The following is a 13,476-nucleotide window of genomic DNA, read 5'->3' as shown; positions in this document are numbered from 1 at the left end:
CACGTCCAGCTGCGCAGGCAGGCCCGCCAGCTCGCCGCGCCAGTAGTCGAGCTGGCTCGAGATCGTGGACTGCGGATCGTCCTCCGACCCCAGTACCCGGTGCTGCCAGAGCGCGTAGTCGGCGTACTGCACCGGCAGCTCCGCCCAACCCGGGGCCTCGCCGACCCTCCTTGCCGTGTAGGCGGTCATGATGTCGCGAACGAACGGCGCGATCGACGCACCGTCTGCGGCGATGTGGTGCACCACCGCGGCGAGCACGAACTCGGACTCGTCGAGCTGGAAGAGGCTGATCCGCAACGGGATCTCGGCAGTCACATCGAACTGCGTGGTGCCGAGTTCGTAGAGACGGTGCGGCAGTTCGTCCGCGCTGACCGGAACCGGGATCAGCTCGCCGGTCTGCGCCTCCGGTGCCTCGATCACCTGGATCGGGCCGTCCTCCGTCTCGGGGTAACGCGTCCGCAACGACTCGTGCCGGGCGACGACGTCCGCCAGCGCGACCCCCATCGCGGCGAGGTCAAGTGCACCGGAGAGACGGATCGCCATCGGGATGTTGTTGATCGCGGACTCGGTGTCGAATCGGTTCAGGAACCACATCCGACGCTGCGCCAGCGACAGCGGAAGCCGCTCCGGGCGGGCCTGAGCGACGAGTGCCGGACGGGCTCCACTGCCTGCGAGACCACTGACGACAGCCGCCAGCGCGGCGACGGTCGAGGCCTCGAACAGCGTCCGCACCGGGACGCGGGTGTCGAGCGCCGCGCCGATCCGGGCCGCGACCTGAGCGGCGATCAGCGAGTTGCCGCCGAGGTCGAAGAAGTCGTCGTCCAGACCGACCCGCTCGAGCCCGAGCACCTCGGCGAACACGCCTGCCACGATCTCCTCGGCGGGTGTCGACGGGGCGCGGTACTCCCGAGCCTGGATCACCGGGGCAGGCAACGACTTCCGGTCCAGCTTGCCGTTTGCCGTGAGCGGGATCTCGTCCAGCACCACGAAAGCGGAGGGCACCATGTATTCGGGCAGTCGCTCCGCGGCGCCGTCGCGCACCGCGACGACATCGAGATCCGACCCACCAGGCACCACGTAGGCGACGAGCACCGGGTTTCCTGGGGTGTCCTCGCGCACGATGACCGCGACCTGTGCCACCGAGTCCTGTGCCAGCACAGCCGCTTCGATCTCACCGAGCTCGATGCGGAAGCCACGCACCTTGACCTGGTCGTCCGCGCGGCCGAGGTACTCGAGCTCACCCGAGCTGTTCCAGCGTGCGAGGTCGCCCGAGCGGTACAGCGCAGACCCCTGCGCATCGAACGGATTGGCCACGAATCGACCGGCGGTCAGTGCCGGCTGCCCCAGGTAGCCACGCGCCAACTGCACACCGGCGACGTACATCTCGCCCGGCACGCCCACCGGCGCGGGCTGCAGCCGCTCGTCGAGCACGTACACGCGCAGGCCGTCGATGGCCTGGCCGACCACCGAGGCCGACGCCGACGCCGCGGCGGCCGTCTGCGCGTCGATCTGGCGGTACGACACGTGCACCGTGGTCTCGGTGATGCCGTACATGTTCACCAGCGTGGGGGCGGTGTCCGGGTGCCGGTCGTACCAGTCGCTCAGGCGACGCAGCTCGAGCGCCTCACCACCGAAGACCACGTACCGCAACGCCAGATCGGCCGGAACCTGCCGGTCCGCCTCGACCAGCTGGTAGAACGCCGACGGCGTCTGGTTGAGCACCGTCACCCGCTCGCGCGCAAGCAGCTCCAGGAACTGCTCCGGCGAACGCGAGGTGTAGTAGTCGACGACCACGAGGGTGCCGCCGTAGAGCAGCGGGCCCCACAGCTCCCACACCGAGAAGTCGAACGCGTAGCTGTGGAACATCGTCCACACGTCGTTCTCGTCGAAGTCGAACCGTCGCTCCGTGTTCCGCATCAGGCGGGTCACGGTGCGGTGCGGAACCTGCACACCCTTCGGACGACCCGTCGAACCCGACGTGTAGATCACGTATGCGACGTTGCCCGGACGCAGCGGGGACACCCGCTCGGCATCGGTGACCGGTTCCGCCGAGACCTCCGACAGGTCCACCACATCCAACTCGATCACCGCGAGGGACTCGGGGAAGACGACCGTGCTGTTCGACTCCGCGATCGCGCAGACCGGCGCGGCGTCGGACAGCATGTACTCGATGCGATCCGCCGGGTAGGTCGGATCCACGGGCAGGTAGCCGCCACCCGCCTTGAGCACCGCCACCAGCGCGACCACCAGGTCGAGCGAGCGGGGCAACGCCACGGCGGCGAGGGTCTCGGGTCCGACTCCGGCCTCGATCAACGTGCGCGCCAGGCGGTTCGTCCGCTCGTCGAGCTCACGGTAGGTCAGCTGTCCCTCGCCGAAGCGCACCGCGACGTGGTCGGGGAATCGGGAAGCAGCGGTTCCGAACCACTCGACCAGGGTGCCGTCGACACCCGCGTCCGGTCCCGCGACCGGCCATTCCTCGAGCACCTGGCGACGCTCGACGTCCGCGAGCAGGTCGACGTCGCCGACCGTGCCTGCCGGGTCGGCCGCCACCGCGGCGAGCAGCCGCACGAATCGCCGTGCGAAAGCGTGCATCGTCACATCGTCGAAGAGATCGGTGGCGTAGGTCAGTTCCGCCGTCATGCCCGCGGGCGCACCGTCGGCGGTGAACGTCTCCGCCATCGTGACCTGGAGGTCGAACTTGGCGACCCGCGCGTCGATCTCGACGCCGCTCACGGTCAGGCCGGGCAGTTCGAGCGTCGGCACGTCCATGTTCTGGAAGGTCAACGCCACCTGGAAGAGCGGGTGCCGCGCCTGCGAACGGGTCGGGCTGAGCACCTCCACGAGGCGCTCGAATGGCACGTCGGTGTTGGCGAATGCGGCGACGTCGACCGAACGGGTCTGCCCGAGGATCTCCTCGAAGCTCGCGCCGGAATCGACCTGGGTGCGCAGCACGAGGGTGCCGACGAACATACCGACGAGGTCGTCGAGCGCGGCCTCGCCGCGTCCCGCGACCGGCGCGCCGATCGCGATGTCGGAGGTACCCGACAGCCGCGCCAGCAGCACCGACAGCGCCGCGTGCACGACCATGAACAGGGTGGCGCCCTGAGCACGGGCCAGCCCGCCGAGCTCGCGGTGCAGGTCCGCGTCAACCGTGAACCGGTGTGCGGCACCCGTGTACGACGCCACCGCCGGCCGCTGCCGGTCACTGGGCAGGTCCAGCTGGTCCGGCAACCCGGCCAGCACCTCCGACCAGTACCGCAACTGCGTCGACACCAACGACTGCGGGTCCTCCTCGGACCCGAGCAGCTCGCGCTGCCACAGCGCGTAATCGGCGTACTGCACCGGCAACGGCGACCATGCCGGCGCAGCACCGGCGGCGCGCGCTGCGTACGCGGCCATCACGTCCCGCACCAGCGGGCCCATCGACCAGCCGTCGGCACTGATGTGGTGCACGACGAACACCAGCACGAACTCGGTAGCCGAGGTCTGCAGAAGCGTCACCCTCAACGGGACCTGATCGGTCACGTCGAACCCGGTCGCCGCTTCCCGAACGAGCGCCTCGAACATCTCGCTCTCGTTCGCCGCGACGGGCGTCAGATCGGGCATCGCCTGCGCGACAGGGACGATCACCTGGACCGGACCATCGGCCGTGTCCGGGTACACCGTGCGCAGGACCTCGTGGCGGTCGAGCAGGTCGGCGACCGCGGCACGCAGCGCCTCGAAATCGACCGAACCGGTCAGCCGCACCGCGACCGGAATGTTGTTCATCGCGGACTCGGTGTCGAACTGGTTGAGGAACCACATCCGCGCCTGAGCCGAGGAGAGCGGGATCCGCTCCGGGCGCGGCCCTGCGACGAGTGCCACGCGTCCGCCCTCGCCCGCGAGGACGCCGACCGCGGCCGCGAGCGCGACGACGGTCGAGGCCTCGAACAGGATCCGCACCGGGACGCGGGTGTCGAGCGCCGCGCCGATCCGGGCCGCGACCTGAGCGGCGATCAGCGAGTTGCCGCCGAGCTCGAAGAAATCGTCGTCCAGACCGACCCGCTCGAGCCCGAGCACCTCGGCGAACACGCCTGCCACGATCTCCTCGGCGGGTGTCGACGCCGCACGGAACTCTCGGACCTCGGCGGCGGGAGCGGGCAACGCCCGCCGATCCAGCTTGCCGTTTGCCGTCAGCGGGATCTCGTCGACGACCACGAACGCCGACGGCACCATGTACTCCGGCAACACCGCGGCCGTACCCTCGCGCACAGCGGGAACGTCCACCGTCACACCGGCGGCGGGCACCACGTAGGCCACCAGCCGCGCGCTACCCGGGACGTCCTCGCGCACGATCACCGCGACCTGTGCGACGGACTCCTGGGCCAGCAGCGCCGACTCGATCTCGCCGAGCTCGATGCGGAAGCCACGCACCTTCACCTGGTCGTCCGCGCGGCCGAGGTACTCGAGGTCCCCGTTACGGTTCCAGCGCGCCACATCGCCCGACCGGTACAGCCTCGAACCGTCCACTCCGAACGGGTCGGCCACGAACCGGGACGCCGAGAGCGCCGGCTGTCCGAGGTAGCCACGCGCCAACTGCGCACCGGCGATGTACATCTCACCCGGAACGCCGACGGGAACGGGGCTGAGTCGCTCGTCGAGCACGTACACGCGCAATCCCGCGATCGCCTGGCCGACCACCGAGGCCGACGCCGACGCCGCCATCACCGCGTCGATCTGGCGGTACGACACGTGCACCGTGGTCTCGGTGATGCCGTACATGTTCACCAGCGTGGGGGCGGTGTCCGGGTGCCGGTCGTACCAGTCGCTCAGGCGACGCAGCTCGAGCGCCTCACCACCGAAGACCACGTACCGCAACGCCAGATCGGCCGGAACCTGCCGGTCCGCCTCGACCAGCTGGTAGAACGCCGACGGCGTCTGGTTGAGCACCGTCACCCGCTCGCGCGCAAGCAGCTCCAGGAACTGCTCCGGCGAACGCGAGGTGTAGTAGTCGACGACCACGAGGGTGCCGCCATAGAGCAGCGGGCCCCACAGCTCCCACACCGAGAAGTCGAACGCGTACGAGTGGAACATCGTCCACACGTCGGACTCGTCGAAACCGAACCGGTCCTCGGTGTTCGACATGAGGCGACCGACGGTCCGGTGCGGAACCTGCACACCCTTCGGACGACCCGTCGAACCCGACGTGTAGATCACGTATGCGACGTTGTCCGGCAGCAGCGGGGAACGGCGGTCCGCATCCGCGATCGCCGCGGCCGAGACCGCGTCCAGGTCAACGGCGTCGAGCTCGATCACCGGCAGCCCGGCGGGCAGCCCGATCTCGCGACCGGTCCAGGTCACCACACACACCGGTGATGCGTCGGAGAGCATGTACTCGATGCGGTCCGCCGGGTAGGTCGGATCGACCGGCAGGTACCCACCACCGGCCTTGAGCACGGCCACCAGCGCGACCACCAGGTCCGCCGATCGAGGCAGCGCCACCGCCACCAGCGACTCCGGGCCCACCCCTGCTTCGATCAGCACCCGGGCCAGGCGGTTCGCCCGCTCGTCGAGCTCCCGGTAGGTCAGCGACACGCCCTCGAACCGCACCGCGACCGAGTCGGCGCGGCGGGCCGCGACCTCCTCGAAGCCTGCCACCAGAGTCCGCTCGACGCCGGAGTCGATACCGGAGGAGTTCCACTGCGTCAGAACGCATTCACGCTCGTCCGCTCCGAGCAGGTCGATGTCGCCGACGGGCGCACCCGGGTCGGCCACGATCGCCGTGAGGACCCCGACGAAGCGGCGCTCGAACTCGTGAATCGTCTCCGCGTCGAACAGATCGGTCGCATAGGTGAGCTCAGCCGCCAGACCGGACGCCCCGGAATCGTCGCCGGTGGTCTCGGTCAGGTTCAGCTGGAGGTCGAACTTGGAGATCTGCTCGTCGTACTCGAGCGCCCGAACAGTGAGGCCCGGCAGCTCCAGTTCCGTGCGTGCCTGGTTCTGCAGGGAGAGCACCACCTGGAACAGCGGGTTCCGCGCCTGCGAACGCGTCGGGCTGAGCACCTCCACCAACCGCTCGAACGGCACGTCCGCATTCCCGAACGCACCCACATCGGTTTCCCGAGCCCGCGAGAGGATCTCGGTGAACGAGCGGTCCGTGTCCACCTCGGTCCGCAACACCAGCGTGTTGACGAACATGCCGACCAGGTCATCGAGCGCTGCCTCGCCACGCCCGGCCACCGGCGCACCGATCGCGATGTCCGAGGTGCCCGACAGGCGAGCCAGCAACACCGACAGCGCCGCATGCACAACCATGAACAGCGTCGCGCCCTGCTCACTCGCCAGCCCACTCAAGGACCGGTGCAGATCCCCATCGATCGAGAACCGGTGCATCGCACCGCGGTACGACGCCACCGCCGGCCGCGGCCGGTCACTCGGCAGATCCAACTGATCCGGCAAGCCGGCCAGCGCCCCGGTCCAGTACGCCAACTGCGCCGACACCACCGACGCCGGATCCTCCTCGGAACCGAGCACCTCACGCTGCCACACCGCGTAATCCGCGTACTGCACCGGCAACGGCGTCCAGACCGGCTCGACACCCGCGGCCCGCGCCACGTACGCGGCCATCACATCGCGGGCAAGCGGAGCCATCGACCAGCCGTCCGCGCTGATGTGGTGCACGACCATCGCCAGCACGTGCTCGGTCGCGGAGGTCTGCATCAGCACCACCCGCAGCGGAACCTGCTCGGTCACATCGAAACCGGTCGAGAAGAACGCGGCGAGCGAACCGATCAGGTCGGTCTCCGCCACCGCCACGGGGGCGAGCGTGGGCGCGGCCCCCTCGGCGGTGAGCACCACCTGGTGCGCGCCCGACTCGGCTTCCGGGTAGATCGTCCGCAGCGCCTCGTGGCGCCCGATCACATCCGCGACGGCCAGTTCGAGCGCGTCGACGTCCAGCTCGCCCGACATCGCGATCGCGAGCGGCAGGTTGTATGCCACCGACTCCGGATCGAATCGGTTGAGGAACCACATCCGCTGCTGCGCAGGCGACAGCGGAATGCGATCGGGGCGCTCACCCGCGGTCAGCGCCGTCCGGCGCTCGCCGAGGTAGGACTCGGCGCGCACGGCGAGTGCGGCGACGGTGGGCGACTCGAACAGCGCGCGGACCGGGATGGTCGCGTCGAGCGCGGCGCCCAGCCGTGCGGTCACCTGGGTGCCGATCAGCGAGTTGCCACCGAGCTCGAAGAAGTCGTCGTCGACGCCGACCCGCTCGAGGCCGAGCACCTCGGCGAACACCTCGGCGACGATCGTCTCGAACCGCGTCGACGGGGCACGGAAGGCTCGGAGCTCGAAGACAGGTTCCGGCAAGGCCTTTCGATCGAGCTTGCCGACCGGTGTCAGCGGAATCGCACCGAGGACCATGATCGACGAGGGCACCATGTGCGCGGGTAGGACATGCGCGGCGGCCTCCCTGATCGCGGCCACATCGAGGTCGACTCCGTCGGCTCCGCACAGGTAGGACACCAGCGAGGTGGAGCCCCCTGCGCCCTGGTGACCGATGGTCACCGCGAAGTCGACGCCGGGCTGCGCCGCGAGGACGGCGTCGATCTCACCGAGTTCGATCCGGAACCCACGGACCTTCACCTGGAAATCCGACCTGCCCAGGTACTCGATCTCCCGGTCGGCGGTCCAGCGCGCCAGGTCGCCGGTGCGGTACATCCGCTGTCCCGGCTCCCCGAACGGGTTGGCCACGAAACGCTCGGACGTCAGATCGGGGCGACCACGGTAGGCCCGTGCCAGGCCGGGTCCGGACACGTACAACTCTCCGACCACACCGGCGGGCGCCGGGTGCAGCCGTCCGTCGAGCACGAGCGCGCCGAGGCCTGCGACCGGGCCGCCGATCGTGACCAGGTCGCCTTGTGACAGCACACCTGTGCTGGTGGCGAGCACTGTCGATTCGGTAGGACCGTAGGCGTTGATGAAGCGGCGACCCACCGACCACCGCGCCATCAGCTCGGGCGGGCAGGCCTCACCCGCCACCATCAGCGTCGCGAGGTCGTCGAGTCCGCTCGGATCCACCGTCGCGAGCGCGCCAGGAGTGATCATGGCGTGGGTGACCCGCTGATCGCGCAACAGCTCGGCGAGCTCGACGCCACCGAACACGCCGGGCGGGACGATCACCATGGTCGCCGCCGACCCGAAGGCCATCAGCGCCTCGTAGACCGCGACGTCGAAGCTGGGCGAGGCCACGTGCAGCGAACGCGAATCCGACGCCAGGCGGTAGTGGACCTTCTGGTGCTCGACGACGTTCATGAGTCCCAGATGGGTGACGACGACGCCCTTGGGACGACCGGTCGACCCCGAGGTGTAGATGACGTAGGCCGGGTGCTCGAGCCGAAGCGGAGCGGTCCGGTCGGCGTTCGACACCGGAGCGGACGAGAAGTCCGCGCTACGCCGAACGAGTTCGGCATCGTCGAGCGCCAACCAACGCAGCGCAACGGGCAGCCGGTCCGCGAACTCCCCGAGCGTCACACCGATCACCGCGCCGGAGTCGGACACCATGTGTGCGACGCGCTCGGCGGGGTAGTTCGGATCGACCGGGACGAACGCGGCACCGGCCTTCGCAACTGCCCAGACCGCGAGCACCGATTCGATCGATCGGGTGATCGCCACGGCCACCGTGGATTCCGGGCCGGCACCCTCGGCGATCAGGACACGCGCCAAGCGTGAGGACCGCTCGTCGAGTTCGCGGTAGGTCAGCTCCCGTCCGCCGGCGCCCACCAGCGCGATCGCGTCGGGGTCCACGACGGCGGCCGCCGCGAAGATCTGGTCCATCGTCTGCGGCGCAGGCAGGTCCGACGGCACGGAGGGCAGCACGCCACCCCACCGGTCGGAGAGATCCGCACGCTCGCTGGGGTCGAGAATCTCGACGTCGCCGACCGGTGCACCGGGGTCGGCGAGGACGGCATCCAGGATGCGGACGAACCGCTCGGCGAATCCGTTGACCGTCGACTCGTCGAAAAGGTCTTTCGCATAGATGAACTCGGCGGCAACACCCGTCCGGGCAGCCCCGGGATCGAGCGCCCGCTCCGCGATCGTCAGCTGCAGGTCGAACTTCGACACGTCCACGCGGACCTCGTCGGCCGACACCGTCAGTCCGGGCAGCTCGACCTCGGCCCTGTCCATGTTCTCGAAGGACAGCACCACCTGGAAGAGCGGGTGACGGGCGGTCGATCGTGCCGGGTTGAGCACCTGCACGAGGCGCTCGAACGGCACGTCGGCATGGCCGAACGCGGCGAGATCCTCGTCTCGCACCCGGGTCAGCAGGTCGGCGAACGAGGTGTTCGGGTCCACCTCGGTCCGCAGCACCAGCGTGTTGACGAACATGCCGATGAGGTCGTCCAGCGCCTGCTCGCCGCGTCCAGCGACGACGGTGCCCACCGCGATGTCCGAGGTGCCGCTCAGCCGCGAGAGCAGCACGCTCAGCGCGGCGTGGGTCACCATGAACGGCGTCACCCCACGCGCGCGGGCGAATCCACCGAGCGCCTCATAGGTGGCGGCCGGGATCTCGAAACCGAGCCGACCGCCCTCGAAGGACTGAATGACCGGGCGCGGGCGGTCCGCCGGCAGGTCGAGCTGGTCGGGAAGCCCGGCGAGGCGGGTCCGCCAGAAGTCGATCTGCTTGGCCGACAACGAATCCTGATCGTCCTCGGATCCCAGCAGTTCACGCTGCCACAGGGTGTAGTCGGCGTACTGGACCGGCAGCGGCGCCCACGCAGGCACCTCGCCCTCGTGGCGGGCCGTGTAGGCGGCCACGACATCCCTGGCGAACACTGCCAGAGAGACGCCGTCGGCGGCGATGTGATGTACCACCATCGCGACAGCGAACTCGGAACGCTCCTCGGTTGCGGCGCCTCCCGTCACCTCGAACACCCGGATGCGAATCGGGATCTCGGTGGTGACGTCGAATCCGACCCCGGCGAACTGGGCCAGCTGCTGCGGCAGGTCGTCCTCCGTGACCGGTTCGGCAGCGGTGGACAGATCGATCTCGTGGGTGGGGACGAGGACCTGGTGCGCCCCGTGCTCGGAGTCGGGAAACACCGTGCGCAGAGACTCGTGGCGTTCGAGGACGTCGGCCAGCGCCGACGTCAATGCAGCCGCGTCCACCCGGCCGGTCAGACGCACCACGAAGGGCAGGTTGTACGTGGGAGCGGACGGGTCGTACTGATTGAGGAACCACATGCGCTGCTGCGCAAGCGAAAGCGGCATGAACTCGGGCCGCGGGCGGGCGACCAACTCGAGCCGGGCATCGGCCGAATCCGACAATGTCTCGACCCGCGCGGCGAGCCCCAGCACCGTCGGTGCCTCGAACAAGGTCCGCACCCCGAGCCGGACGCCGAACGCCGCTCCGACGCGGGAGACGACCTGGTTGGCGACGAGCGAGTCGCCGCCGAGCTCGAAGAAGCTGTCGTCGATCCCGACCCGGCCGAGGCCGAGCACGTCGGCAAAGATCCCGGCCACGATCTCCTCGGAGAGGCTGCGGGGCGCGCGGAACACGGCGTCGCGGGGCGCGAAGGTGGGAACCGGCAGTGCCTTGCGGTCCAGCTTTCCTGATGCGTTCAGCGGGAACGCCTCGAGGACGACGACGGACGGCACCATGTACGACGGGAGCACCGCCGCGACCCCGGTCTCGAGCTCCTCGACGTCAACGACCGCGCCCGCGGCGGGCACCACATAGGCCACGAGTCGCTCGCCCGCACCCGCGTCGGCGCGCACCATGGCCACCGACTGCGCCACCCGCTCGTCGGCGAGCAGGGCGGCCTCGATCTCACCCAGCTCGATCCGCAGACCACGCAACTTGACCTGGAAGTCCGTGCGACCGATGTACTCCAGCTCACCCGCCGCGGTCCAGGTCACCAGGTCGCCGGTCCGGTACATCCGCGCACCCGAACCGCCATACGGATTCGCCACAAACCGATCCGACGTCAGATCACTACGACCCACATACCCCCGAGCCAACTGCACACCCGCCAGGTACAACTCACCCGGCACACCCACCGGCACCGGACGCAACCGCGAATCCAACACAAACACCTGCGTGTTCCACACCGGCGCACCAATCGGCACCGACACCTCATCCGCCGCAGTCACCTCATGGAAGGTCACATCCACCGCGGCCTCCGTCGGCCCATACAAATTGTGCAACCGCGCACCCGGCAACACACCACGCAACAACGCCGCCGTCTGCGCAGGCAACGCCTCACCCGAAGCGAACACCCGCCGCAACGACAACGCCTCCACCACCGACGGCTCCGCCACAAACACCGCCAACATCGACGGCACAAAATGCGCCGTCGACACCGACTCCTCCACAATCACCCGAGCCAGATACACCGGATCCCGATGACCATCCGGCACCGCAATCACCATCCGAGCACCAACCTGCAACGGCCAGAACAACTCCCACACCGACACATCGAACGTCACCGGAGTCTTCTGCAACACCACATCATCAGCAGTCAGCCCATACTCGCCCTGCATCCACAACAGACGATTCACGATCGCCGCATGCGAAACAGCCACACCCTTCGGCCGACCCGTCGAACCCGACGTGAAGATCACATACGCCGTGTTCTCCGACACCAACGGCGCCAACCGATCCACATCCGACACCGGCGCATCCGAGAACGCCCCCAGATCCACCGTGTCGATCAGAACGACAGAGCTGTCCCCCGCGGCCGTGAACTCATCACGCGACGTCGACAGAACACACGCAGGCGCGGCGGTGTCGAGGATGTTCCCGATACGATCCGCCGGCTGATCCGGATCCACCGGCACATATGCGCCACCCGCCTTGACCACCGCATACACACCGACCAACAAATCGATCGATCGACGCATCGCCAACGCAACCAACGATTCCGGCCCAACACCAATAGAAATCAGATGTCGCGCAAGACGATTGACCCGAGCATCGAACTCCGAGTAGGTCACCGACTCACCGTCGAACGACAACGCGACCGCACCGGGCGACCGCACCACCTGAGCGTCGAACATCGACACCAACGTGCCGTCCTCGACCACCCGATCGGTGGCGTTCCAACCCGAAAGCGCGAGCGTCCGCTCGGCCTCGGTGGTGACGGTCAGGTCCCACACCCGCTGGGCCGGGTCCGCGGCGAGGAACTGATCGAAGAAGGCGAGAAACCGGTCGTGGTGACCCTTCGCCTGTTCCTCGGTGTACAGGTTCGGGTTGGTCTCGAAATCGACGTGCGTCCGGGTGCCCGCGACGCTCTGGTAGAAGTTGACGGCCAGGTCCTCGACCGTGCCGGTGGACAGAATGCTGAGCTCACCGACGACGGGACCGAGGGCGAGCTCGTTGTGGAACAGCATGATGTTGACCAGCGGGCCGAGCAACTCGCGCTGCATCGTGCTGTTGGACGAGTCGCGCCGGATGTCCTCGTGGCGGTACCGCTGGTGGCGCAACGCCCCCGTGACCGCGACCTGGACGGACTTGAGCAGCTCTTCGACGGTCGTGTCCGTGCCCACGTGCATCCGCAGCGGCACCACGTTGGAGAGCATGCCGCCGGACTTGCGCATCGAGGCGGTCGTGCGAGCCGTCACCGGCAGGCTGAGGATCACGTCGCCGGCGTCGGTCATCTGGGCCAGGTACGCGGCGAACGCCGCGATGAGCATCCCCGACGGCGAGGAGTCGTGCCGGGCCACCGATTCGGCCATCAGCGCCTCGGTGCCGCCGGACAGCGCCGCGCTCGCAATGCCGTTGAGCGCGGCGGGCGGCGCGGTCCGCTCGGTCAGGCTGGTGCCCTCCTCCATGCCCTTGACACGCTCGGCCCAGTAGGCGGCGTCGGACTGGAACCGGGTGCTCTCGCGGTACGAGACCTCCGATTCGTAGAGGCTGCGCAGCGTGCTCGCATTGGACGGGGCGGGCTCGCGCCCCTCGATCAGCGTCGAGTAGAGCTCGGCGACGCGGGTCATGTAGGCCATCGCACCGAAGCCGTCGAGCGCGATGTGATGCACGCGGGAGTACCAGAAGTACCGATCATCCTCGATCTGCAGCACGACCGCGGCGATGAGGCGGTCCTCCAGCAGGTCGATGGGTGCGCTGAACTCGGCCTGCATCCAGTCTTGCGCGGCCCGTTCCGGGTCCTCGTAACCGCGGAAGTCCTGGTAGCCGACATGGTCGTCGATCGTCAGATCGATCACCTGTCGCGGTGTTCCGTCCACCTCGATCAGGCGGAGGAACCCGGTGCCGAACTCGGCGGATCCGATCTGGCTGGCGTCGTCGAGAATCTGCAGATCGAGCGGGCCTCGCAGGTCCACGAACTGCGCGATGTTGATGGGGACCTCAGGGTCGACATGCTGCGCGTACCACATTCCGAGCTGCGCGGGCGACAGCGGAAAGACATCGGACTGGCACTCGATCGAGCTGCGGCCGTCGTTGTCTCCGTTGAGCATGGTCGGCTTCAACTGATACCTCAT

The 13,476-nt window shown here is 68.6% G+C and carries 1 protein-coding gene (cut by a window edge); it reads right to left on the bottom strand.

The features are described from left to right. The coding region annotated (locus ACWFRB_RS19725) for a non-ribosomal peptide synthase/polyketide synthase (RefSeq protein ID WP_452642968.1) crosses the window boundary (this coding region is incomplete at its 3' end): on the bottom strand, window positions 1–13,476 show 13,476 of its 30,253 nt. 16,777 nt of the annotated region lie to the left of the window's left edge.

The sequence above is a fragment of the Rhodococcus sp. NPDC055112 genome, from assembly GCF_053607505.1.
Note: the sequence above shows the minus strand (reverse complement) of the source record. Positions and strands in the feature narration are given on the sequence as shown.